The organism is Pseudomonas sp. H3_E04, from assembly GCF_054668915.1.
In genome coordinates this window covers 3,057,280-3,082,012 of the sequence record NZ_CP162797.1, presented here as the reverse complement: position 1 = coordinate 3,082,012, position 24,733 = coordinate 3,057,280, and the positions used below count along the sequence as shown (strand labels likewise).

Genomic DNA, 24,733 nt, shown 5'->3' with positions numbered 1-24,733 from the left:
AATGAAGCTTCGTCCTCTGCATGACCGCGTCGTCATCCGTCGCAGCGAAGAAGAAAAGAAAACCGCTGGCGGTATCGTCCTGCCAGGTTCGGCTGCTGAAAAAGCCAACCACGGTGTGATTCTCGCTGTAGGCCCGGGCAAAGCTCTGGAAAACGGTGAAGTGCGTGCACTGTCCGTGAAGGAAGGCGACAAGGTTGTGTTCGGTCCTTACTCCGGCAGCAACACTGTGAAAGTCGATGGCGAAGACCTGCTGGTAATGAGCGAGAACGAAATTCTCGCGGTTATCGAAGGCTGATATCCCCGTTCATTTTCCCGTTACTACAAAGTATTTAAGGAATATCGATCATGGCTGCTAAAGAAGTTAAGTTCGGCGATGCCGCCCGCTCCAAGATGCTCAAAGGCGTCAACGTTCTGGCTGACGCGGTAAAAGCGACCCTGGGCCCGAAAGGCCGTAACGTGATCCTCGAGAAGAGCTTCGGCGCTCCGACCATCACCAAGGACGGCGTTTCCGTCGCCAAAGAAATCGAACTCGAAGATCGTTTCGAAAACATGGGCGCGCAGCTGGTCAAAGACGTTGCCTCCCGTGCCAACGATGACGCTGGTGACGGTACTACCACCGCTACCGTTCTGGCTCAGTCGATCGTCAACGAAGGCCTGAAAGCCGTCGCTGCCGGCATGAACCCGATGGACCTCAAGCGCGGCATCGACAAGGCGACCATCGCCATTGTCAAAGAGCTCAAAGCCCTGTCCAAGCCATGCGCTGACTTCAAAGCCATCGCTCAGGTCGGCACCATCTCGGCCAACTCCGACAACTCCATCGGCGACATCATTGCCGAAGCCATGGAAAAAGTCGGCAAAGAAGGCGTGATCACCGTTGAAGAAGGCTCGGGCCTGGAAAACGAACTGTCGGTTGTAGAAGGCATGCAGTTCGACCGTGGCTACCTGTCGCCATACTTCGTCAACAAGCCGGACACCATGGTTGCCGAGCTCGACGGCCCGCTGATCCTGCTGGTCGACAAGAAAATCTCGAACATCCGCGAAATGCTGCCAGTGCTGGAAGCCGTTGCCAAAGCCGGCCGCCCACTGCTGATCGTGGCCGAAGACGTTGAAGGCGAAGCCCTGGCGACTCTGGTTGTGAACAACATGCGTGGCATCGTCAAAGTCGCTGCCGTCAAGGCACCGGGCTTCGGCGACCGTCGCAAGGCCATGCTGCAGGACATCGCTGTTCTGACCGGCGGTACCGTTATCTCCGAAGAGATCGGTCTGAGCCTGGAAAGCACCACCCTGGAGCACCTCGGTAACGCCAAGCGCGTGACCCTGTCCAAGGAAAACACCATCATCGTTGACGGTGCTGGCGTGCAGGCAGACATCGAAGGCCGTATCGCTCAGATCCGTGCCCAGGTCGCCGAAACTTCCTCGGATTACGACCGTGAAAAACTGCAAGAGCGTCTGGCCAAGCTGTCCGGCGGCGTTGCGGTGATCAAGGTTGGCGCTGGTTCCGAAGTTGAAATGAAAGAGAAGAAAGCCCGCGTTGAAGACGCCCTGCACGCAACCCGCGCAGCCGTTGAAGAAGGCGTCGTACCTGGCGGTGGCGTGGCGCTGATCCGTGCTCTGGAAGCACTGACCGAGCTGACCGGCGACAACGCTGACCAGAACGTCGGTATCGCTGTGCTGCGTCGCGCTGTTGAAGCGCCGCTGCGTCAGATCGCTGCCAACTCCGGTGACGAGCCAAGCGTCGTCGTCAACGAAGTGAAGAACGGCAAAGGTAACTTCGGTTACAACGCTGCTTCCGGCGAATACGGCGACATGATCGAAATGGGCATCCTGGACCCAACCAAGGTAACCCGTTCGGCTCTGCAAGCTGCAGCCTCCATCGGTGGTCTGATCCTGACCACCGAAGCAGCTGTTGCCGACGCACCGAAGAAAGAAGGTGCAGCTGGCGGCGGTATGCCAGACATGGGCGGCATGGGTGGCATGGGCGGCATGATGTAAGCCAACCCTGGCCCTGTAACGCAAAACCCCGCTGGCGAAAGTCAGCGGGGTTTTTTATTGCCTGGATTCCGAAGCTCACTGATAGCCCCTGTGGGAGCGAGCCTGCTCGCGAAATCGGTCTGTCATCCGACATGCAAGCCAGTTGAGCCGACAATTCGCGAGCAGGCTCGCTCCCACAGGTTGTTTATTTCAGGCGTTGATCGGCTGTGTGTTCATCGCCGTCGAAGTCTTGCCTGCCGGGCGATAAAGCACCCAGTAATAAGCTCCCAGACAAATCAGCCAGCAGAAAATCGCCGTCCACACGTTGTGCGAAAAGAAGTGCGCGCCCTGCATCATGCGGCTGATGGAGAACACCGAACCCAGCGCAAAGGCGAACACAAACGCCTGCCGCGCCAGTCGTGGACGGCGGTCACGCAGCACGAAGAACAATGCAAACAGGGTAAAACCGGTCGCTGCATGGCCACCCGGCCAGCAACGTCCCGGCTTGTCCGTGGCGGGGCGATGTTCCATGAGTTTGCTGTAGGTCTCATGGCCGCCGAATTGCTCCAGGCTCCACGGGCATTGCACGGCGGTGACGGCTTTGACCGGAGTGACAAAGGAAGTCGCCAGCCCCAGCGACAGCACCAGACAGCCCAGCTCGCGCTTGAACGGTTTCAGTCGTTCAATGAAAAACGCACCGATGAAACCGAGAATGGCGAACACCGAAAAACCGATGACCACCTGTTTCGCCCGGTCATGCAGGATGTCTTCAAGGAAATAGCTGTGCCGCCCGATGAAATCGCCGGCGACCGGGTCGTAGAACATTTGCGCCAGAGCCATGTCCAGATCGGTCAGTTCCAGCAACAGCAGAATAATCGCCGCCACCGCTGGAATGCCCAGACACAGCCACCAGTTGAGCGGTCTTGAAGCGGGAAGGGCAGAGGTCGACACCATGGCAGATTCCTTGGTCGATGAACGGAGGAGAGAGCGTAATCGCGCGGAGTCTGCACGCGCTGGCGTCGGCGATTTGTTAACCGAAAGTGAAAAAAACGTCGCAGCGCGCAGCGCAGGTTTATCGCAAAACGCCCCTAGCCCTGAGCCACACTTGGCCGTAAGCTGCGCGGGCCAAGACGGCCGTTACCCCGTTCGGAGGAGGTGCCCATGCGAATTCTGCTGGTCGAAGACAACCGCGACATCCTGGCCAATCTGGCCGATTACCTGGGCATGAAAGGCTATACCGTCGATTGCGCCCAGGACGGACTGTCCGGTCTGCATCTGGCGGCGACCGAGCATTACGACCTGATCGTGCTCGACATCATGCTGCCCGGCATCGACGGCTACACCTTGTGCAAACGCCTGCGCGAAGACGCCCGGCGTGACACACCGGTGATCATGCTCACCGCCCGCGACCAACTCGACGACCGTCTGCAGGGCTTCAAGTCCGGCGCCGACGATTACCTGATCAAACCGTTTGCGCTGTCCGAGCTGGCCGCGCGCGTCGAAGCGGTCATGCGCCGTGCGCAGGGCGGCGGCCGCCGGGCGTTGCAGGTCGGAGACTTGAGCTACGACCTCGACACTCTGGAAGTGACCCGCGAAGGCAAGCTGCTCAAGCTCAACCCGGTCGGTCTCAAGCTGCTCGCGGTGTTGATGCAGAAGAGCCCGCACGTGCTGCGTCGGGAGATTCTCGAGGAAGCGCTGTGGGGCGATGACTGCCCCGACAGCGACAGCCTGCGCAGCCATGTTCACCAGTTGCGCCAAGTGATCGACAAGCCATTCGCCAAGCCACTGCTGCACACCGTGCACGGTGTCGGTTATCGCTTGGCCGAGGGGCGAGATGGAGTTTAAGCAGAGTCTTTCGCAGCGGATCATCATCGCCTTTGCGCTGATGAGCGCACTGGTCGCCGGCGCTTTCGCCATGGGTATCGTTGCGACGGTGCACCTGGTGGAAGAGAAGCTGATTTCCGCAGGGCTGGGTGGCGACCTGCAACGTTTGCTGCTGATGGACAACGTCTCCGACTGGAGCCATCGCCCCGAGCCGGATCAGTTGTTCTACTTCAGTGGCGGGCCGGGGGATTTCGACCTGCCCAAGGATCTGCGTCATCTCGATGCCGGTTTCCATGAAGTGTTTCGTGAGCAGCTGTCCTATCACGCCATGGTCGAAGTGGTGGATGGTCGACGTTATGTTTTGCTGCAGGACCAGAGCGATTTCGAAGAGCGCGAGCGCGTGCTGTTTGCCGTGGTGCTGGTGGGCTTCGTGCTCAGCCTGGCATTGGCGGTTTTTCTCGGCTGGGTGCTCGCGCGCAAGGTGATGGCGCCGGTGGTGCGGCTGGCGCGGCAGGTCCGTCATCGCGACCAGTTGCTCGGGCTGGCGCCACCCCTGGCGCCGGACTACGCGGCGGATGAAGTCGGTGAACTGGCGGTGGCGTTCGATGCCACGCTGGGACGCTTGCGTCAGGCGCTGAACCGCGAGCGTTTGTTCACCAGCGACGTCAGCCATGAATTGCGCACGCCGCTGATGGTCCTGGCCAGTTCCTGCGAATTGCTGCTGGAAAACCCCGGTATCGATCAGCGCGGTCGCGCCCAGGTCGAGCGTATTGCCCGGGCCAGCGAGGAGATGCGCGAGCTGGTGCAGACCTTCCTGATGCTGGCACGCGCACAGAACGAAGAGGCCGGCGCCGCGCCGCAGCAGAACCTCACGCAAGTAGCCGAAAGCCTGCTGTGCCTGTGGCGCGATCCGATCGAGCGCAAGGGCCTGACGCTGATGTTCGAGCCGGGCGATCCACCGGACACTCGTTACAACGCGACCTTGCTCAATGCGGTGATGGGCAACTTGCTGCGTAACGCACTGCATTACACCGAAGAGGGTTTCATTCGCCTTACCCTTACCGCCAGCGGCTTCATCGTCGAGGACTCGGGGGTGGGTATTCCCGAGGAAAAACGTGAGGCGATGTTTGAACCATTCGTGCGTGGCAGTGAAAAACGTGGCGAAGGCCTCGGCCTCGGCCTGTCACTGGTTCAGCGCATTTGCGAAAACCAGGGCTGGACGGTCAGCCTGAGCACGATGGAGCCCAATGGCTGCCGATTCGAGGTAGATCTTGGCGTGAATAGCGGCAAATAGTGGCTCGAGGCTACTCCCGCCCACCTGTCTAAATCCTGTATAACGTTGTAATACTTTACAGATTTACCTGACAGAATTTTCACAATTGGATGACCTGACGCTGACACGCCGCTGCTTAAGGTGGCGTCATCAGAACAGGAGTCCAGATGATGGCCGACCCGATCAAACTCGATTTTTCCGAAAAGTACGACGACCAACACGCACAACGTTACCTGCGCAAGCACAAGGAAAGCCTGGGCCGCCGCCTGTCGCACTGGCGCGACGAGCAATTGGGTCGCAAGGCCCTGGCGCTTGCGGGGGATCCCGGTCTGGTGCTGGATCTGCCCTGCGGTGCCGGACGCTTCTGGCCAATGCTCGCGGAAAAGCCCAACCGGGTGATCATCGGTGCGGACAATTCCGAGTCGATGATCAAGACCGCGCTGCAAGGGCAGCCAGCCGATGTGGTCAAGCGTGTACAACCGCTGCACACCTCGGCGTTCGATATTGCGCTGCCGGACAACGCGGTCGACAGCATCTTCTGCATGCGCCTTCTTCACCATATCGGTGAAGCCGAGCACCGCAAGGTGATCCTGCGCGAATTCGAGCGGGTAACCCGTGACAGCGTGATTGTTTCATTGTGGGTCGACGGCAACTTCAAGGCCTGGAAGCGCAAACGCGCCGAGCTCGACCGGCCGAATCGTGATTATCAGAATCGCTTTTTGATTCCGGCGGTGACGATCGAAAAAGAATTCGAACAAGCGGGTTTCCGCATTCAGGAACAACTGGACTTTATACCGCTCTATGCGATGTGGCGGGTTTACGTATTACGCAAGAGGTAGAGGATGGCAGTGCAAGCAGCAGTTGAAGCGAATGTCGCTCCACAGGATGGTTTCGATTATTACTGGGCCCAGCGTGGCGAATGGGTGGAAGAACCCAACGTACGTCGCGGTGGCGAAAGCGGGGTACAGCGCATCGTCGGCCGTGACGGCCAGTTGCTGTACGCCAAGCGCCAGACCGGGCACATCTATCGCAGCTGGTTGCACCCCTTCGGTCGCCCGACCGTATTGCGTGAACTCGATGCGCTGACCGGCGTGAGCAAACTTGGCGTGCGCGTTCCGCAGATCGTGTTCTGCGGTGCTCAGCCCGACCCGCAACACAAGTGGCGCGCACTGCTCGTCACCAAATCCCTCGACGGTTTCCAGGAATTGGAACACTGGCTGGCCGCCGCCGGTGGTCGCGATCAATGCGGCGACGTGGTTTACGAGCGCGTGCTCAAAGACCTCGCCGAAAACCTGGCGCGCATGCACAAGGGCCGCTGGCAGCACAGCTGCATCTACATCAAACACGTTTTCGTTCGCGTCACCGGTGAAGGCGAAGCGGCGAAAGTTGAAGTGGCGTTGATCGATCTGGAGAAGTGCCGCCAGCGTCTGACCCCCTATCGCGCCGCGCAGCATGACATGAAGCAACTGCGTCGCCATTCGTCGTTCCGCGATGCCGACTGGAAAAAACTCGTCTACTTTTATGAGACGGCGTTTGGCAGCGCTATCAAAGGTTTATAGCGATGAAACTAGAAATTGCACGAGGTTTGTTCCTGGTTGGGGCCTTGGCAGTTGCTTCACTGGCGGTGGCTGCCTGGGAGCAGCCGCGCATGCAGGTCATAGGGGCGTCCGGGAACGACGCTCATTGTTCGGTTCCACGGGTGGCGAAAGCCTCCGTGGCGACCCAGCCCGATCATGATTTGTTGTTGTTCATGTTCGGACTGTCCCAAGGGATGAGGCCAGCCAGTTGACACGATTCAAGCCCAAATAAAAGGCCTCGCAGTTGCGAGGCCTTTTATTTTGGAATACGGATTGTGTAGGAGCTGCCGAAGGCTGCGATCTTTTGATCTTGCTTGATCGTTCCCACGCTCTGCGTGGGAACGCCTCAAAGTACGCTGCGCGTTCCAATGGGACGCGCAGCGTCCCGAGCTGCATTCCCACGCAGAGCGTGGGAACGATCAACTGAACTGCCGCATTCGCGAGCAGGCTCGCTCCCACAGGGTGATGCCTGTTATTTGCGATCCGGTTTCGCCAGGAAGGTGTAGACACACGGCAGCACGAACAGCGTAAACAACGTGCCAATCGACATCCCCGTGGCAATCACCATGCCGATATCAAAGCGGCTCACCGCACCCGCACCGGTCGCCAGAATCAGCGGCACCATGCCGAACACCATTGCTGCCGTCGTCATTAGCACCGGGCGCAAGCGAATCGCCGCTGCTTCCTCGACGGCTTCACGGGCGCTCAGGCCCTTGTCCTTGCGCAACTGGTTGGCGAACTCGACGATCAGGATGCCGTGCTTGCTGATCAGGCCGATCAGCGTCACCAGCCCGACCTGGGTGTAGATGTTCATGCTCGACCAGCCGAGGAACAACGGAATCAGCGCACCGCAGATCGACAGCGGCACCGTCACCAGAATCACCAGCGGATCGCGGAAGCTCTCGAACTGCGCGGCCAGCACCAGAAAGATGATCGCCAGTGCCAGGGCAAACGTGACCCACAAGGCACTGCCTTCCTGCACGTACTGCCGTGAGGCGCCGCCGTAATCGAAGGCAAACCCGGCCGGTGCTTCTTCGCGGGCAATCTGCAGCACGGTGTCGATGGCTTCGCCCATGCTCACCAGCGGGAAACCGGAAATCTTCGCCGCGTTGAGTTGCTGGAACTGATTGAGCTGGCGCGGTCGGGCGCGGTCACTGACCTTGATCAAGGTCGACAGCGGCAGCAATTCGCCCTGAGTGTTTTTCACGTAGTAATTGTTCAGCCAGTCAGGATTGTCGCGGTAGGCCCGTTCGACCTGGGCGATGACCTTGTAGCTGCGGCCGTCGATGGTAAAGCGGTTGATCTCAGCCTCGCCCAGCAAGGTCGCCAGCGTGCCGCCGAGGTCGAGCATCGACACGCCCATCTGTGCGGCCTTGTCGCGGTCGATATCCACCACCACTTCCGGTTTGTCGAACGCCAGATCGAGGTCGACGAAGGCGAACTTGCCCGACTCCATGGCGCGTTTCTCGATGCGCTCGGCGACTTGCAGCAGCAACTCGTAGTCATTGGCGGTGTTGACTACGAATTCGAAGGGCAGGCCTTCACCGGTGCCGGGCAGGGAGGGCAGGTTGAAACCAAAGATCTGCAGGCCGGGAATACTCTCCAGCTTGCTCTGCACCTCGGGGAGGATTTCCATCTGCGTGCGGCTGCGCTCGTTCCATGGCTTGAGCAGGAAACCACCGATACCGGCCTGCACGCCGTTATAGCCATTGATCTGGAACGAAGAGTAGTACTCCGGGAACTCTTTGAAGATGGTGATGAAATCGTCGGTGTAGGTGCTCAGGTAGTCGAGGTTGGTCGGCTGCGGCGCGCTGGCCATCATGAAAATGATGCCCTGGTCTTCGTCCGGCGCCAGTTCCGACTTGGTGAATTTGAGGAAGACAGGAATCAGGCACAGCACGATCACCGCGAACACCAGTACCACCGGCCGGGTATTGAGCGTGCCGTGCAACATGCTTTGATAGCGGCGCTTGAGCCCGTCGAAAATCCGGTCGAGACGATGGGCCAGGCCGCTGGGATTCTCTTCGTGGCGCAGCAGAAACGCGCACATCATCGGCGACAGCGTCAGGGCCACGACGCCAGAAATCACCACTGCGCCGGCCAGGGTCAGCGCAAATTCCTTGAACAACGCCCCGGTCAGCCCGGTGAGGAAACCGATCGGCGCATACACCGCCGCCAGGGTGATGGTCATCGACACCACTGGCATGGCGATTTCCCGAGCGCCTTCCAGCGCTGCGTCGAACGGCGTCTTGCCTTCCTCGATGTGCCGGTGAATGTTTTCCACCACGACGATAGCATCGTCCACCACCAGACCGATGGCCAGCACCATCGCCAGCAGCGTCAGCAGGTTCATCGAGTAACCCATCATCTGCATGAAGAACATCACGCCGATCATCGACAGTGGAATGGTCACCACCGGGATCACTACCGAACGCAGCGCGCCGAGGAACAGGAATACCACGACGATGACGATCAGCACCGCTTCGAACAGGGTTTTCACCACCTCATCAATCGAGGCCTGAATGAACAGCGTCGCGTCGTAGGCGATCTCACTTTTCAGGTTCGGTGGCAGCTGCGCTTCCAGCTCGGGCATCAGCTTGCGCACTTCCTTGATCACGTCCAGCGGGTTGGCGCCGGGGGTGGCCTTGATGCCGATGTACACTGACGGCGTGCCGCCGAATGAGCTGATCGAATCGTAGTTTTCCGCGCCCATTTCCACCCGCGCGACATCACGCAGCAATACCCGGCTGTCGCCATCGACCTTCAGCAGAATCGCCGCGAAGGCTTCGGCGGACTTCAGTTCGGTGTTGGCGTTGATGCTGGTGACGGTGTACTCGCCTTTCACTTCGCCGGCGGCGGAGAGGAAGTTGTACTGGCGCACCGCCGCAGTCACGTCGGCGGCGCTGAGGCCGAAGCCGGCGAGTTTCACCGGGTCGAGCCACAGGCGCATGGCGAACACCTGGTTGCCGAGGATCTCCGCTTCGGCCATGCCCGGCAGCGTCGCCAGTTTCGGCTGGATGACCCGCGACAGGTAATCGGTGATCTGCGGGTTGCTCAGGTCCTTGCTGAAGAAGCTGATGTACATCAGCGCCGAAGCATCGGCGGATTCCTTGCTCAGCACCGGGTCTTCGGCGTCCTGCGGCAGCTTGTTCTTCACCTCATTGGCCTTGGCCAGGAGCTCGGTGAACAAGCGGTCGGTGTTGGCGCCGATGCGCGCGTAAATCGAGATCACCGAGAAGTTCTGCCGGCTGACCGAAGTCATGTAGTCGATGCCCTCGGCACTGGCCAGGCTTTGTTGCATCGGCTGGGTGATGTAGCCCTGAATGGTTTCGGCGTTGGCCCCGGGGTACGCCGTGGTCACCGTGATCAAGGCGTTTTCCATTTGCGGGTACTGGCGCAGCGGCAGCTTGCTCCAGGCCTGGAAGCCCAGCAGCACAATCAGCAGGCTGACCACGGTGGCGAGCACCGGGCGGCGGATGAACGGATCGGTAAAAGCCATGAGGATTCCTTGATCAGTCGGCGCGCGGCGGACTGTTCTGCTGGCCGAGGGTCTTGTCGTCGCTGATGGCGATGTGGGCACCGTTGTCCAGTTTGATCTGGCCCGCCGTCACCACCTGTTCGCCGCTCTGCACGCCCTTGTTGAGCATCACCAGGCCATCGCGGCGTTCCCCGGTCTCGACGAACCGGCGTTCGGCGATCAGCAGCGGTTGGCCGTTGTCATCCTTGGCGACGCTGCCGTCTTCAGCCTTCTTTTGCCCGACCACGTACACCGAGTTGCCGTACAGGGTGTAAGTGATCGCACTCTCCGGTACCACGATGTGTTTCTGCGGATCGGGCAGCAGCACCTCAAGGCTGGCGAACATCCCCGGTAACAGCTTGCCGTCGGGGTTGGCCAGCGTGGCGCGGACGAGGATGTTGCGCGTGGTGCTTTCAACGATCGGGTTGATCGCGCTGATCTTGCCGGCAAAGTTCTGTCCGGGATACGCGGCGACGGTGAACTGTACGGGCTGACCGATAGCGAGTTTCGGCACCGATTGCTCCGGCACGTAGAAGTCGGCGTAGAGGCTGCTCAAGTCCTGCAGCGTGGCGATTTTGGTACCGCTGGCGAGGTAGTCGCCGACGTCGACCTGACGGATGCCGATGGTGCCGCTGAACGGCGCAAGGATGCGCTTTTTCGCCAGCGACGCGTTGAGCTGATTGACCGTGGCCTTGTTCTTTTGCAGCACGGCGGAGAGGCGGTCGTATTCGCCTTTGGAGATCGCGCGGCTGTCGACCAGTTGCGCGCCACGGCCGAAATCAAGCTGCGCCAGGCCGAGATCGGCGCGAGCAGTTTCCAGCAGAGCGGATTCGACGGCGCTGTCGAGTTGCAGCAGCGGTTGTCCGGCCTTGACCTTTTGCCCGGATTCGAATTTGAGTTCAGTGACGGTGCCGGCGACTTCCAGACTCAGGTCAACGCCTTGCAGCGCCTTGAGCGTGCCGACGGTGGGCAGGCGCATCTGCCACGGCTGTTCGCCGGCAGTGGCCACGGCGACGCTGATCGGCGGCTTGGGTTTGGAAAAGCCCTGGATCATCGTGTAGATCGAAAAGGCTTTGTATCCGCCCAGCACCAGGACGAGCAGCAAAACAACACCCAACATGATCAGCATGCGGCGACGCAGCATAAGTCCAGTTCCTTGGATAAATCATGAGACAGGCGGGCACATTACTCCGAGAGTGGCAGGGAATCCAACTGCCAACACAGCAAAAGATCGCAGCCTTCGGCAGCTCCTACAGGGGATTGCATTCCAAAGTAGGAGCTGCCGAAGGCTGCGACTTTTTGAGGGTGTTTTACGCCATCAAGTGCAGATGGTTGTCCCAGAGGCCCGCCGGCAATTCCAGCGGCTTGGCCAGCAACTGTTCCTGACGGCAATCGTAGTAACGGCAACGGCCCTGACCCGAGGTCACGACAAAGCCATCCTTCACTGCTCCGACGCCGGCACAATCCGGCAGCGGCGCATCGAGGCGCAGTTCGCCGCTGTCCAGATCCCAGATAAAGAAACGGTTACCGCGCGGTGCCGTCAATGCGACCAGACGCAGATCGCTGTGCACCGCGACGCTGGCGGTGTAGTGCCCCATCGCCTGCAATTGATCCTCTGCCACCGGGAATGCCACGAACGCTTGTCCCGGCCGCTTGATCGCCAACAGCTCGGAGCGCTCGTGAGACGGGCCCATGAATTGCTGGCCGGCGACGATGGTGCCGTCACTGGCGATGCCCAGGTGGCGCACGCTGTTCATCTGCTGGGCGAGGGTTTCCTTGCTCAGCAATGTGCCGTCGCGCTGCATCAGCACCAGGCTCGGTTCCATGGCGTTAAGGTTCATGTCGACGCGGCTTTCCGCTTCGGTACGAATCCCGCCGTTGGCCACCACCAGCGTCTCGCCGTCGGGCATCCACGACACCTGATGCGGGCCGAGGCCGTGGGTAGAAATCTCGCCCGTGTGCACCAGCCGTTCGCCCTCGAACTTGTACACGCCGAGCAGGCCACGGCCGGGATCGCTCGTGTCGTTCTCGGTGGAGTACAGGTATTCGCCGTCCTTGTGCACCACGGCATGGCCGTAGAAGTGCCGGTTCGGCTGCGAGGTCACGGTCTGCAGCAGCTTGCCGTCGCGCAGGTCGATCAGGTAACTCTCGGTACCCGGACGCCGTGCAACGAACAGCGCCAGCGGCTGCGTGGGGTGGTTGATGATGTCGTGGCAGCGCTGGCCGACATGGGTGGCGAATACCCGCGTACCGTCGAGCCGATAGCCGACGGCGTAATGCTTGCCGTCAGTATCGTCGCGCGCCGACAGCAACAGCGGGCTCTGATCCTTGCGTTTGAACAGCGTCCAGCCGCCCAGCGACACTGCTCCCAGCAGTGCACTACCTAAAGTCAGAACCTGACGTCGCAGCATGGCACTCGCCCTCATCAGTCACCGTCGTTGGCATTGAAGCCCAGTTGGATGCCCAGCGCCTTGGCCAGCTCGCCTTCATGCAGGCGATGGACGACGTTGAGGCTGTCGTAGATATCGTTGAGTTGCTGGCGACCGGCGTCGTCTTCGAGCATTTCGCCCAGCGAGCGCTGGGTGCTGTCGAACAGCTTGAGCGAAGCGGCATAGGCGGCATCGATCTTGTCCGCCAACGGTTTCTGCTCCGCCGGCAGCAGACCGCGCAGGCCTTTGTTGTCGACGCCTTCCCAGACGGTTTTCGCCGCTGCGAGGCTGGCTTCCAGCGCTGTCAGCGACGACTGGCTGCGCCATGCGTCGGCTTGGAACGGCTGCGGCACGCCTTTGCTCTGACGGCCCATCGGCGTGCCGAGTTTTTTCTTCAGAGTATCCAGTGCCGTCACTTGGACGCGCAGCAGATCGGCGATCGCTTCGTGGGAGTCGGCATAGCGCTGGTTGGGGAACTTGCTCATCTGCGCGAGCATGCCGTCGGTGTTGTTCCAGCCCTGCAGGATTTCCTCGGCCAGTTGCTTCTGACGTTCGCCGATGGCAATCAGCAGCGGGCAGTATTTGGCTTTTTGCGCGTCGTTGGCGACGTCAGGCTTGGCATCGAAGAGGATGTATTCGTAAGCCGACAGGCCTTGCACCACGACGCTGGATTTGGCCAGGGCGGCGGCGTCGATCTGCGGCTGGGCGACGACCAGTTGCTCGACCTGACGGCCGACGAGGTTTTTCTTGTCCGGCCAGAATTGCACTTGCCACGAACGATTGCCCTCGGCCAGCGGACCGATCAGCAGCGGTTGCAGTTCGGCCCAGGCTTTCTGCGCGTGGAGGAAATCGGCACGGGCAGTTTCCAGGCTTTCCTTGCCCTGGCAATAGGCGAGGGCGCTGACCGCCAGTTGCCGGTCGGCTTCGACCCAGCGAGTGTAGGTCGGCAGGATCACCGATTTGGCGATCGCCGCCGAGGTGACCGCTTGCGGGTCCTGCGGCGAGCAGGCGCCGAGGGCGAGCGCGGCAAGGCTGGTGAACAGTAACTTGGGACGGAACATGTCGGGCTCCCGATGCTTTTTCAGTATTTAAAGTGAGTTCAGAAACGCCAGCAACGCAGCGCGCTGCTCGGCATTGAAAGACAAAACCTGTTGCTGCGCAGCCGTCGCTTCGCCGCCATGCCAGAGCACCGCTTCGAGCAGGTTGCGAGCGCGGCCGTCGTGCAAAAACTGCGTGTGACCGCTGACCGCTTGCGTCAGGCCGATCCCCCACAGCGGCGGCGTGCGCCAGTCGCGGCCGGAGGCCTTGAATTCCGTGCGGTTGTCCGCCAGGCCTTCGCCCATGTCATGCAGCAGCAAATCGCTGTACGGACGAATCACCTGATTGGCCAATTCCGGTTCGGCGGCGTCGGCGGCGGTGGTGTATTTCGGCGTGTGGCAAGACTGGCAACCGGCCTGGAAAAACAGACTCTTGCCGGCCAGCACCTGTGGATCGTTGACGCCACGGCGCGCCGGCACTGCCAGATTGCGGCTGTAGAACAGCACCAGACGCAGAATGTTGTCGCTGACTTCCGGCTCGCCGTCCGGGCCATTGCCGTTCGGCGCCTGTTTGCAGGCGGTTTGTGCCTCGGTGCAATCGTCGAATGGCCGCAGACTGGTGGTCAGGCCCATGTCACCCGAGAACGCGTGAACGTTCTGTTGATTGAGATTCGGCTGCCCGGCTTTCCAGCCGAACCGGCCGATAACGGTTTTCTGCAACTGGTCATCCCAGACCTGGTTGGGCCGGCCGTTGATGCCGTTGTTCTCTTTCGCCTGGGCGGCGGCGTTGGCGAGGATCGCTTCTTCGGGAATCGCTTCGAGCAGGCCCAGACCAATCATCGGCGGCGCCACCCGCGCGGAAAAACGCGTGTCCGGGTGCATCGGGCCGTAACCGAGTTGAGTGATCTGCAGGGTCGGTTTGCGCAACTCGACCTCGGTGCCGTCCTTGAACCGTACGGGCACTGGTGTGTAGTCGACGCGCACCTTGCCTTCCGGGGCGACGCCGGGCACGGCCATGTCCTGGAACTGCCCGCCATACACCGGCTCCGGCACCACGCCGAGCTGTTCGATGACTTTGGCGTAGGCCGGCGCATCGGGAATCGACAGGCGCACCAGCATCGACACTGCATTGCTTGCATCAGGTGCGGGCGGATGACCGCGACCGTCCTTGATGTGGCAGTTCTGGCAGGCGTTGGTATTGAACAACGGGCCGAGGCCATCGCGGGCCGTGGTGGTCGAGGGCGCGATCACCCACGGGCTGCGAAAGAAGCTGTTGCCGACACTGAAATCCACGCGCCGCGAGGGCGGCAGGTTGGCCGATGGCAGGGAGAAGGCGTTCTGATCGCTCTTGCGCACAGTCGCCGCACCGCCCGGACGCGCTTCACCCGGCTCGGCCTTGGTGAAACGCGGGGCGTCATCGCAGGCACTCAGGCCCAGGGCCAGCAACAGTGCGGACAAGCGAAGCGGCAACGACGGCATCAGACATCCTGCAAACGGGCGAAAACAAAGGCGCAAAGTCTAACAGGGCGGGGGAGTTTGAATAAGAGGAATTATCGTTTGCTTGATGTCGCGCAAGCCTTGAAGCGCATGCCAACCCTGTGGGAGCGAGCCTGCTCGCGAAAGCGGCGCCCGACGCGCTGAAAATGCTGCGCCGGATCAAGCCTTCGCGAGCAGGCTCGCTCCCACAGGGATAGTGATGTGCCGGGAATGAAAAAGGCGACCCGAAGGTCGCCTCTTTTTGACGCGGACGCTGTGATCAGAATTCGTGATCGGCGTTGTCCGGGTTCAGGTCGCTGATGCCCAGTTTGCCCGCAGCGGCTTCGATCGAACCGGTCTGCTTGACCAGCGCGGCGATAGCGTCGCGAACGACCTGATTGCCAGCGGTGTTGCCGGCAGCGATCAACTGGTCGTAGTGCTCACCCTTGTTGGCGTGATCGACCATGACCTGGATCTTCGCTTCGGTCGCGGCCAGATCGGCTTTGAGCGCGGTGTCGGCAGCCGGGTCGGCCTTGGCTACCAGCGACGACAGGCTGGCACCGGTCAGCTTGGTGCCGTCGACGCGGGTGTACTCGCCCAGGTAAACGTTACGCACGCCTTTGGCATCGTAGAAGTGCGAGTAGTGGGTGTTGTCGCTGAAGCAATCCTGCTCGTCTTCAGGGGAGTTGGCTTCCAGGGAAACCTTCATGCGTTCGCCCGCCAGTTCACCCAGGGACAGGCTGCCCATGCCGAAGAGCATTTTGCGCAGGCCGGTTTCGCCTGGCTCGGCTTCCAGCGTGGCGCGGTAGTTGTCGGCCACGTTCGGCTTCCAGTTGCCGACCATTTCTTCCAGATCGCTGACCAGCAGTTGGGTCACAGCTTTCAGGTAGGCACGACGACGCTCGTTGTGACCACCGGTGGCGCCGGCGCCTTCCAGGTAGTCCGAGGCCGGACGGTTGCCAGCGCCCGGGCCGGTGCCGTTCAGATCCTGGCCCCAGAGCAGGAATTCGATCGCGTGGTAGCCGGTGGCAACGTTCGCCTCGGAACCGCCCAGCTCGTTGAGGCTGGCGAGTTTTTCCGGGGTGATCTCTTTCACGTCGACCTTGTCTTCGCCGACCTGCACTTCGGTGTTGGCGATGATGTTGGCGGTGGCGCCCGGGTTACCCAGCGCGTGCTCGTAGGATTTGTCGACGTAGTCGATCAGGCCTTCGTCCAATGGCCAGGCGTTAACCTGACCTTCCCAGTCGTCGATGATGGTGTTGCCGAAGCGGAATACTTCGCTCTGCAGGTACGGCACGCGCGCGGCGACCCAGGCAGCCTTGGCGGCTTTGAGGGTGTCGGCGTTCGGCTTGGCGAGGAACGCGTCGACGGCGGTTTGCAGGGTTTTCGCGGTGGATTCGGCATCGCTGTAAACGGCGAAGACCATGTCGGCGTAGTGCGCGACCACAGCCTTGGCGGCGGCATCGTCAACTTTACCGGCGGCAGGAGCAGGTGCAGCGGCAGGGGCTGGAGCAGCACTGCTGGAAGCCGGAGTCATTTCGGAGGCTTTTTCTTTGTCCTTGCCTTCGCCGCAACCGGCGAGGGAAATAGCGATGGCCAGCAGACTGGCGGTAGCCAGAGGCATACGAATCATGGCGAACATCCTGCTTCGGTAGTTGAGTGGACTGGCGCCGGGGGCGCGCAAAACTGCGACATAATGCAAATCTTTCGCATTATGTGTAAAGGCGTGGGTGGAAATATTTCTTATTTGCGCAAGAAGATCAAAAGATCGCAGCCTCGTTTCACTGTAGGAGCTGACGAGTGCAACGAGGCTGCGATCTTTTGATCTTTGAGGCTGCGATCTTTTGATCGTTAAAGAATCGCCGCGTTGCTGCGTTGCGCCTGCTTGAGATAAATACCCAGCTCCCGCGCAGGCAGCGGTTTGCTGTAGTGGTAGCCCTGACCTTCGTGGCAACCCTCGGAAATGATGTAGGTTTCCTGCTCGGCGGTTTCCACGCCCTCGGCAATCACCTGCATGCCCAGGCTCTTGCCCAGTTGAATGATCGCGCGAACGATGGTCGCGTCATCGTCGTCATCGAGCAGGTCCTGGACGAAGCTCTTGTCGATCTTGATCTTGTCCAGCGGCAGGCTTTTCAGATAACTGAGCGATGAATAGCCGGTGCCGAAGTCGTCGATGGCGATCAGTGCACCGGAGCGGCGCAGGCTGAGCAGATGCTGGGCGGCGGTGGTGATGTCTTCCATCAGGCCGGTTTCGGTGACTTCCAGTTCCAGACTGCGCGGTGGCAAGCGGTACATCTGCAGCAGGTTGTTGACCACCCGTGGCAACTCGGCGTGGTGCAGTTGCACGGTGGACAGATTGACCGCCATGCGCAGATCGACGAAACCCTGATCGTGCCATTCGCGCAATTGCTTGCAGGCCTGATCGAGCACCCACTCGCCAATGGCGATGATCGTGCCGTTCTGTTCGGCCAGCGGAATGAACAGGTCCGGCGGCACCAGACCATGTTCCGGATGTTGCCAGCGAATCAGCGCTTCGACGCCGACCACGCGGTGATCGCGATAACTGATCTGCGGCTGGTAGACGAGGTAGAACTGGTCGCGGATCAGCGCGTCACGCAGGTCTTTTTCCAGCTCGCGACGACGGCGCATCTCACTGTCGACGCTGGCGATGTAGAACTGATAGCGATTGCGCGAGCGGGTCTTGGCCAGGGTCATGGTCTGCTCGGCTTTCTGCAACAGCTTCTCGGTGCTGTCGCCGTCCTCCGGAAACAGGGTGATACCGATGGTCGCGCGCAGGCGGATTTCCTGATCGTCGAGGGCGAAGGGCGCCTCGAGGTCATCGAGAATGCTCTGCGCCAGTTCCGCTGCTTCGTAAGGCTGTTCAATGTCGGCCTGCACCAGCGCGAACTGGTCGCCGCCGAGGCGGGCGAGGGCGCCGAGGCGACCGCTGTGCGCGCGCAAGCGATCGGCCAGGGCCAGCAGCAACTGGTCGCCGGTCTGGTAGCTGAATTGTTCGTTGATGCCTTTGAAATCATCCAGGCCGACGCACAACACGGCGACGCGGCGCTGCAACTTGCCGGCATCGACAAGAATCTTGTCCAGTTGCTGCTGCAATTGCTGGCGGTTCGGCAGACCGGTGAGGAAGTCGTACTGAGCCATGCGCAGCAGGCTGTTTTCCGCTTCGTGGCGCAGATGGGTATTGCGTTCGATGGACTCGAGCAGCTGGTTGGCAGTATTGATCCACAGGCCCAGTTCGTTTTTTTCGTGGCCCTTGATCTGCGGGATCTTGTGCTCGCTGGGACGATCCGGGTTGATCTCGGTGAGGTGCTCGATGATCCGCGACAGCGGTTTGGTCAGCAGCCAGTGATAGACCAGATACAGCACCAGCCCCAATGCCAGCGCACGAAGCACGCCGGAGATGAAAATGATCACCGAGCTGACAATGAAACCCTCGCCATAGGTGGCGGTGTCGAGGGTGATGCTCAGGTCGCCGTAGTACTCGCTGTAAGGGCCACGGCCGACCAGTTGCGTGGTGAAGGTGCGTTCCTGACCGAGAATCAGGTCGGTCAGCCAACGGCTGTTGGAGTGCTGCAACTCGCGGGATTTCTGCGCAAGCATGGCTTCGTTGGGGTGACCGATGGAGGCTTGGCGCACGGCGTCGTCCTGGAACAGCCCTTCAATCACCTGCATACCCATTTCCCGATCCAGGCTGTAGACGGCCTGGGTCGATGGATCGCGGAACATGTCGAGGATGCGCTCGGCGTCACCGGCCACCGCCTGACGAGTCTTGTAGGCATCGAAGACAATCTGCGCGCAGCTCAAGACTACGCCTACGATCAATGCCGACAGGAGCACGACCCGGAGCAACTTCACCGACAAGCTGTTCTTGAGTTCCAGCTTCAAAGAGGTATTCCTTGTTCCGTGCGGATAGCGTCAAGTTGCCATGAGTATTGGCAATCCCGGGTTGGCCGTCAAAGGGACAATCAGGCACGGGAAAATTCGCCGGTAACCTGGCCGCCATGTGGTCATTTGAGTAATAGCTCTGAATTACTGTGTCGGTTGCAGTTGCCCGCAACTTGAGCACCGGGTCAAAGATTTTTTCATGTCTCTGATGGTAGTCGGCTGCAGGCTGGCAGCAAACGGCGCGAAGCTGCTTTTGCCGTGCGACAAACGCCATGCGCGGACATAAAAAAACCCGGCCGAAGCCGGGTTTCTTGACTGGCGTGCAGCTTAAGCAGTGAAGGTCTTGCCTTCGAACTGCTCGGCCACGAACTTCCAGTTGACCAGGTTCCAGAACGCTTCAACGTACTTCGGACGCAGGTTGCGGTAGTCGATGTAGTAAGCGTGTTCCCAGACGTCGCAGGTCAGCAGCGGGGTGTCGCCGCTGGTCAGCGGGTTGCCGGCGCCGATGGTGCTGGCCAGGGCCAGGGAACCGTCAGCCTTTTTCACCAGCCAGCCCCAGCCGGAACCGAAGGTGCCGATCGAGGTTTTGCTGAATTCTTCCTTGAACTTGTCGAACGAACCGAACGCGGCGTTGATGGCATCTGCCAGTGCGCCGGTTGGCTGACCGCCGGCGTTTGGCGCCAGGCAGTTCCAGTAGAAGGTGTGGTTCCAGACCTGAGCGGCGTTGTTGAAGATGCCGCCCGAAGAAGTCTTGACGATTTCTTCCAGGGTCTTGCCTTCAAACTCGGTGCCTGGCACCAGGTTGTTCAGGTTCACGACGTAGGTGTTGTGGTGCTTGTCGTGGTGGAACTCCAGGGTTTCCTTGGAGATGTGCGGCTGCAGGGCATCGTGTGCGTAAGGCAGCGGCGGCAATTCGAAAGCCATGATGATTCTCCTAATCAGGTCTGTTGCGGTGAGCGCAAGGCCGATCACGGGCGGCCGGAAATGCACCGGCGAGTTTTTACTCTTTGCGGCGCAGGGTTCGGATCATAGCACCGGGGTCGCGCCTTAACCACGCAACAACTGTGTGGGATAGAGGTTCCAGAGCATTGCAATTAATCATCCAGCGATGATCAGTTGCGCGGCGACGGCGAACATCATCAGCGCCACCACCAGATCGAGAATGCGCCAAGTGCTCGGGCGGGCCAGCCACGGTGCCAGCCACGCGGCGCCGAGGGCGAGGGTGAAAAACCACAGCAGCGAGGCACTCGCCGCGCCGACCACATAAGCGCCCGGCACCGATTGCTGCGCGCCCAGCGAGCCGATCAGCAACACCGTATCGAGATAAACGTGGGGGTTGAGCAAGGTGACCGCCAGCGCGCTGAGCATCACCGCGCGCAGCGAGCGCACGGTTTGATTCTCGCCTTGCTCAAGGCTCTGCTTCGAGCAGGCCCGGCGCAGCGCCTGGCTGCCGTACCAGATCAGAAACGTTGCGCCGCCCCAACGGGCGATCGCCAGCAGGGTCGGGTTCTGCGCCAGGATCGTCGCCAGGCCGAACACCCCGGCTGCGACCAGAATCGCGTCACACACCACGCACAATGCCGCCACGGGCAGATGGTGTTCACGACGCAGGCTTTGCGCCAAGACAAAAGCGTTCTGCGTACCGATCGCCATGATCAGGCCGAACGCCACCAACAGGCCGTTTACGTAGCTTTGCCACATGGGGAATATCCTTGAAAGAAGATGCTTGCTGGCTATTCTCCGGTGTGGGGCTGTATAAGAAAAACCAATAGTGCTGATCGCCCATTAGGAAAACTGATGTTCGACTATAAATTGCTTTCCGCGCTGGCCGCCGTGGTTGAGCAGGGCGGGTTCGACCGCGCCGCGCAGGTGCTTGGTCTGTCGCAGTCGGCGATCTCCCAGCGCATCAAATTGCTCGAGGCACGCGTCGGCCAACCCGTGCTGGTACGCGAAACACCGCCAGCGCCAACCGAGATCGGCCGGCGCTTGCTCAACCATGTGCAACAAGTGCGTTTGCTCGAGCGTGACTTGCAATCAGTGGTGCCGGCGCTCGACGAAGAAGGTCTGCCCGATCGCCTGCGCATCGCCCTCAACGCCGACAGCCTCGCAACATGGTGGGCCGAGGCGGTCGGCGGCTTCTGCGCCGAGCAGCATTTGTTGCTCGACCTGATCGTCGAAGACCAGACCGTCGGCCTCAAGCGCATGCGTGCCGGTGAAGTGGCCGCCTGCCTGTGCGCCAGCGAGCGCCCGGTGGCCGGCGCACGCAGCGTATTGCTCGGCGCCATGCGCTATCGGGCGCTGGCCAGTCCAGCGTTCATCGCTCGGCATTTTCCCGATGGCGTGCGCGCCGAACAGCTGCCGCGCACCCCGGCGCTGGTGTTCGGTCCGGACGATTTTCTTCAGCATCGCTATCTGGCGCTGTTAGGCGTCGACGGCGCGTTCGAGCACCATTTATGCCCGTCCTCCGAAGGCTTCATTCGCCTTACCGAGGCTGGACTCGGCTGGGGCCTGGTGCCGGAACTGCAGGTGCGCGAGCAATTGCAACGCGGCGAGTTGTGCGAATTGCTGCCAGATAAACCGATCGACGTGCCGCTGTACTGGCATCATTGGCGCAATGGCGGCCAGTTGCTGAACCTGCTGACCGAACAACTGCTGCGCTCCTCAAAGCAATGGCTAGTGGCTTGAACGCAGCGACAAGCGTCAAGCAGCAAGAACACGCACCGTTTCAACTTGCATCTGGAAGCTCGAAGCTTGCAGCTGCTTCCCTGGAGTTTTTGATGAAAATTTTGGTTACCGGCGCCAGTGGCTTTATTGGCGGGCGCTTTGCGCGTTTCGCTCTGGAGCAGGGCCTTGAAGTGCGGGTCAACGGTCGCCGGGCTGAGAGTGTCGAGCATCTGGTGCGCCGGGGGGCGGAATTTGTGCCGGGGGATCTGACCGACGCCAATCTGGTACGCGACCTGTGCCGTGACGTCGAAGCCGTGGTGCATTGCGCCGGTGCTGTCGGCGTGTGGGGGCGTTATCAGGACTTTCATCAGGGCAACGTCGAAGTCACCGAAAACGTCGTCGAAGCGTGCCTCAAGCAGCGGGTGCGGCGGCTGGTGCATCTGTCGTCGCCGTCGATCTATTTCGATGGCCGCGACCATCTCGGCCTGACCGAAGAGCAAGTGCCCAAGCGCTTCAAGCATCCCTACGCCGCGACCAAGTATCTGGCTGAGCAAAAGGTCTTCGGTGCCCAGGAATTCGGTCTGGAAACCATCGCCCTGCGCCCGCGTTTCGTCACCGGTGCCGGCGACATGAGCATCTTCCCGCGCCTGTTGAAGATGCAGCGCAAGGGGCGTCTGGCGATCATCGGCAACGGCTTGAACAAGGTCGATTTCACCAGCGTGCAGAACCTCAACGAAGCCATGCTCAGCAGCCTGTTGGCCCAAGGTTCGGCGCTGGGCAAGGCCTACAACATCAGCAACGGCACGCCGGTGCCGCTGTGGGACGTGGTCAATTACGTGATGCGGCGGATGGACGTCGATCAGGTGCGCAAATACCGCTCGTACGGTCTGGCCTACAGCGTCGCGGCGCTCAACGAGGGCGCGTGCATGCTCTGGCCGGGACGCCCTGAGCCGACCCTGTCGCGCCTGGGCATGCAAGTCATGAAGAAAAATTTCACCCTCGACATCAGCCGCGCCCGGCATTATCTCGACTACGACCCGAAAGTCAGTCTGTGGGCTGCCCTCGATGAGTTCTGTGCGTGGTGGAAAGCTCAGGACATCCGTTGAAACGATTCGGCCGGGCGGCAATGAACCGCCTTGCGGCTTGAGGGTCAATGCCTGCGGCTGCGGCGGTTATACTTCGCAGCATTTAGCCATCACCGCGTTTGCCAAAGGTTGCCTCAATGTCCATGCGAAACGATGCCCACGACGACGATTTCGACAACGTGCCAAGCCTGCGCGCCGACCCGTTCGATGACGATGACATCGCGCCCGGCCCCCGTACTTCCGTGCATTCGCGCAGTGCGCCAGTGGTCAAGGTCAAGGCCGCCAGCACCGGGCCGCTGTGGGCGCTGGTCGGTGCGTTGTTTTTCGCCTTTATCGGCCTGGCCTGGTGGAGCTTCCAGCAGATCTCGCTGATGGAACAGCAACTGGTCGCCACCCAGGAAAGCTTTGCGCGCATCAGCGAAGAAGCGGCGGGGCGCCTGCAGGATATTTCCGGCAAGGTCGTTGCCAGCCAGAGCAACGTCAGCAGCGACAGCGAAGCGCTGAAGCTGCAGATCAAGCAACTCGAAGCCAAGCTGCTCGACCAGAGCAAGCAGCAGCAAGGCGTGGCCGGGCAGGCCAGCGACCTGGACAAGCGGCTGGCGCAGATGACCGCGCAGACCACCGAACAACAGAACGCCAATACCCAATTGCAGGCGCAGGTCAAAGCCCTGAGTGCTGAGCTGGCGACGATCAAAAGTACTCCGGCCGATACCAGCAAGGTCGATGCCCAGTTGAAAGCCTTCGATGCCCAGTTCAAAAGCCTCGGCGCCGATATCGCCGCGCTGAAGAAGCAGGGCAACCCGAGCGCAGTGATCGATCGTCTGGAGCAGGACATCGTGGTGCTGAAAAGTCAGCAGGACAACCGCCCGGCAGCGCCACAGGGTGGCGGCAATACTGCCGAGTTCGATGCGTTCCGCGCGCAGATGACCCGCAACCTCAATAGCTTGCAGGCGCAGATCCAGAACCTGCAGCAACAGATCAATTCCCGCCCGTAAGCGCTGATCGAGGCTGGCGAGCATTGCTTGTCAGCCTCACGGCGCAATGTTCAGAAACGCTCTGAATATCTCTACATGACCGCAAGCCGTCTACGCTCTTGAAACACCAAAAAGAACGAGGGATGCGCTATGGGGTTTTTGCATAAAGTGGCCTGGCTCGGCCTGTTTCTGTTGGCCGGTTTCGGCCAGGCCAGCGCCGCCACTGCCGCCAGGGATGACAGTCAGGCCGCCATCGCCCTGCTGGAAAAAGCCTTGGCCTATTACCACGACAATGGCGACAAGGCGTTTGCCGCATTCAGCCGCCAGGGTGAGTTCGTCGACAAGGATCGCTACGTGTTCGTCCTCGACACCAAAGGCGTGATGCTTGCCAGTGGCGGGCCGTCATCGGCGCTGATCGGCCGTGATGTCAGCGAAGTGCTTGGGCCGGATCTGCAGAAGGCGTTCAAGGATGCGCTGAAAGTGCCGGAAGGCAACGGTATCCAGCAGGCCGAATACCGCTGGCAGAACTGGGCCGACGGCAAGGTCGAGCGCAAGCATGTGTTCTATCAGCGCGTCGGGCAGCGCATTCTCGCGGTCGGTTATTACCTGCCACGGGCCTCGGCCGAGCAGGCCAAAGCGTTACTGGATAAAGCCGCGACGGATCTGGCCAAGGACGAGAAGGGCACGTTGGTGGCGATCAACTCGCTCAAGGGCGGATATCTGCAGGATGACCTGTATGTCTTCGTGGTCGATCTGAACAACCAGCGGTATGTCGCCCACGGCACCAATCTGCGTTTGATCAACACTGATTTCGGCAAGGTCAAGGACCCGGAAGGCAAACCTGTGGGCGAGCCGATTCTGGCGCTGATCGGCAAGCAGGATGAAGGCGAATATGAATACCGCTGGAAAAATCCGGTGACCGGCAAGATCGAGGACAAGCATGCGTACCTGAAAAAGGTCGGGCATTTCCTCGTCGCGGTGGGTTACTACAGCCCTTGAGCGA

Annotated in this window: 21 protein-coding genes; 11 read left to right on the top strand and 10 right to left on the bottom strand. The window is 60.7% G+C overall.

Annotation, left to right across the window (positions count from 1 at the left end; all coding sequences use genetic code 11):
- Position 1: 1 nt before the first annotated feature.
- Together AB4N53_RS13790 and groL are read left to right on the top strand one after the other, a co-directional pair.
- The gene (locus tag AB4N53_RS13790; RefSeq protein ID WP_007916610.1) at positions 2 to 295 is read left to right on the top strand and encodes a co-chaperone GroES; all 294 of its coding nucleotides are present in this window, start codon (positions 2 to 4) and stop codon (positions 293 to 295) included.
- A gap of 50 nt (positions 296 to 345) precedes the next feature.
- Positions 346 to 1,992 (top strand): chaperonin GroEL, encoded by a 1,647-nt coding sequence (groL, locus tag AB4N53_RS13785; protein WP_064365078.1) that lies wholly within the window; start codon positions 346 to 348, stop codon positions 1,990 to 1,992.
- A gap of 189 nt (positions 1,993 to 2,181) precedes the next feature.
- On the opposite strand, the gene AB4N53_RS13780 is transcribed toward groL, so the two are convergent.
- Positions 2,182 to 2,925: a phosphatase PAP2 family protein gene (locus tag AB4N53_RS13780; RefSeq protein ID WP_460121127.1), complete on the bottom strand. Its 744-nt coding sequence runs from the start codon at positions 2,923 to 2,925 to the stop codon at positions 2,182 to 2,184.
- Positions 2,926 to 3,132: 207 nt separating this feature from the next.
- Between AB4N53_RS13780 and colR the strand changes: the two genes are divergently transcribed.
- The 5 genes from colR to AB4N53_RS13755 all read left to right on the top strand — a co-directional run bounded on the left by colR (position 3,133) and on the right by AB4N53_RS13755 (position 6,857).
- The gene (colR, locus tag AB4N53_RS13775) at positions 3,133 to 3,816 is read left to right on the top strand and encodes a two-component system response regulator ColR (RefSeq protein ID WP_016773421.1); all 684 of its coding nucleotides are present in this window, start codon (positions 3,133 to 3,135) and stop codon (positions 3,814 to 3,816) included.
- Positions 3,806 to 5,089: a sensor histidine kinase gene (locus tag AB4N53_RS13770; protein ID WP_460121123.1), complete on the top strand. Its 1,284-nt coding sequence runs from the start codon at positions 3,806 to 3,808 to the stop codon at positions 5,087 to 5,089. The genes colR and AB4N53_RS13770 overlap by 11 nt, the downstream gene beginning before the upstream one ends.
- 149 nt (positions 5,090 to 5,238) lie before the next feature.
- A complete protein-coding gene (locus tag AB4N53_RS13765) occupies positions 5,239 to 5,907 on the top strand; it encodes a class I SAM-dependent methyltransferase (protein ID WP_460121121.1) in 669 nt (222 codons plus the stop codon).
- Positions 5,908 to 5,910: 3 nt separating this feature from the next.
- The gene (locus AB4N53_RS13760) at positions 5,911 to 6,627 is read left to right on the top strand and encodes a lipopolysaccharide kinase InaA family protein (RefSeq protein WP_460121119.1); all 717 of its coding nucleotides are present in this window, start codon (positions 5,911 to 5,913) and stop codon (positions 6,625 to 6,627) included.
- A 2-nt stretch (positions 6,628 to 6,629) separates the two neighbouring features.
- The gene (locus tag AB4N53_RS13755; protein WP_016773424.1) at positions 6,630 to 6,857 is read left to right on the top strand and encodes a hypothetical protein; all 228 of its coding nucleotides are present in this window, start codon (positions 6,630 to 6,632) and stop codon (positions 6,855 to 6,857) included.
- 260 nt (positions 6,858 to 7,117) lie between these two features.
- Here the strand turns inward: AB4N53_RS13755 and AB4N53_RS13750 are convergent, their stop codons facing one another.
- From AB4N53_RS13750 to AB4N53_RS13710, 9 genes are all read right to left on the bottom strand, one after another.
- A complete protein-coding gene (locus tag AB4N53_RS13750; RefSeq protein ID WP_460121117.1) occupies positions 7,118 to 10,144 on the bottom strand; it encodes a multidrug efflux RND transporter permease subunit in 3,027 nt (1,008 codons plus the stop codon).
- A 13-nt stretch (positions 10,145 to 10,157) separates the two neighbouring features.
- The gene (locus tag AB4N53_RS13745; RefSeq protein WP_460121114.1) at positions 10,158 to 11,306 is read right to left on the bottom strand and encodes an efflux RND transporter periplasmic adaptor subunit; all 1,149 of its coding nucleotides are present in this window, start codon (positions 11,304 to 11,306) and stop codon (positions 10,158 to 10,160) included.
- Positions 11,307 to 11,472: 166 nt separating this feature from the next.
- Complete coding sequence (locus tag AB4N53_RS13740) at positions 11,473 to 12,573, bottom strand: DUF1513 domain-containing protein (protein WP_460121111.1); 1,101 nt, start codon at positions 12,571 to 12,573, stop codon at positions 11,473 to 11,475.
- A gap of 14 nt (positions 12,574 to 12,587) precedes the next feature.
- Positions 12,588 to 13,652: an imelysin family protein gene (locus AB4N53_RS13735; protein WP_024014143.1), complete on the bottom strand. Its 1,065-nt coding sequence runs from the start codon at positions 13,650 to 13,652 to the stop codon at positions 12,588 to 12,590.
- 27 nt (positions 13,653 to 13,679) lie between these two features.
- Positions 13,680 to 15,107, bottom strand: a complete 1,428-nt coding sequence (locus AB4N53_RS13730; RefSeq protein WP_460125461.1) for a di-heme oxidoreductase family protein — start codon at positions 15,105 to 15,107, stop codon at positions 13,680 to 13,682.
- 277 nt (positions 15,108 to 15,384) lie between these two features.
- Entirely contained in the window at positions 15,385 to 16,737 is a 1,353-nt protein-coding gene (locus AB4N53_RS13725; protein ID WP_217865393.1) for an imelysin family protein, read from the bottom strand.
- Positions 16,738 to 16,955: 218 nt separating this feature from the next.
- A complete protein-coding gene (locus tag AB4N53_RS13720) occupies positions 16,956 to 19,007 on the bottom strand; it encodes a putative bifunctional diguanylate cyclase/phosphodiesterase (RefSeq protein ID WP_016773430.1) in 2,052 nt (683 codons plus the stop codon).
- Between the two features lie 327 nt (positions 19,008 to 19,334).
- Positions 19,335 to 19,931: a superoxide dismutase gene (locus AB4N53_RS13715; RefSeq protein ID WP_016773431.1), complete on the bottom strand. Its 597-nt coding sequence runs from the start codon at positions 19,929 to 19,931 to the stop codon at positions 19,335 to 19,337.
- Between the two features lie 174 nt (positions 19,932 to 20,105).
- Positions 20,106 to 20,708 (bottom strand): LysE/ArgO family amino acid transporter, encoded by a 603-nt coding sequence (locus AB4N53_RS13710; protein WP_016773432.1) that lies wholly within the window; start codon positions 20,706 to 20,708, stop codon positions 20,106 to 20,108.
- 96 nt (positions 20,709 to 20,804) lie between these two features.
- Here AB4N53_RS13710 and AB4N53_RS13705 point away from each other — a divergent pair, with 96 nt between their 5' ends.
- From AB4N53_RS13705 to AB4N53_RS13690, 4 genes are all read left to right on the top strand, one after another.
- Positions 20,805 to 21,692, top strand: a complete 888-nt coding sequence (locus AB4N53_RS13705; RefSeq protein ID WP_460121106.1) for a LysR family transcriptional regulator ArgP — start codon at positions 20,805 to 20,807, stop codon at positions 21,690 to 21,692.
- A 92-nt stretch (positions 21,693 to 21,784) separates the two neighbouring features.
- On the top strand, positions 21,785 to 22,777 hold the full coding sequence (locus AB4N53_RS13700) for an NAD-dependent epimerase/dehydratase family protein (protein WP_460121103.1): 993 nt from the start codon (positions 21,785 to 21,787) through the stop codon (positions 22,775 to 22,777).
- 116 nt (positions 22,778 to 22,893) lie between these two features.
- Positions 22,894 to 23,751: an ATPase gene (locus tag AB4N53_RS13695; protein WP_460121100.1), complete on the top strand. Its 858-nt coding sequence runs from the start codon at positions 22,894 to 22,896 to the stop codon at positions 23,749 to 23,751.
- A 129-nt stretch (positions 23,752 to 23,880) separates the two neighbouring features.
- A complete protein-coding gene (locus tag AB4N53_RS13690) occupies positions 23,881 to 24,729 on the top strand; it encodes a cache domain-containing protein (protein ID WP_460121097.1) in 849 nt (282 codons plus the stop codon).
- The last annotated feature ends 4 nt before the right edge of the window (positions 24,730 to 24,733 follow it).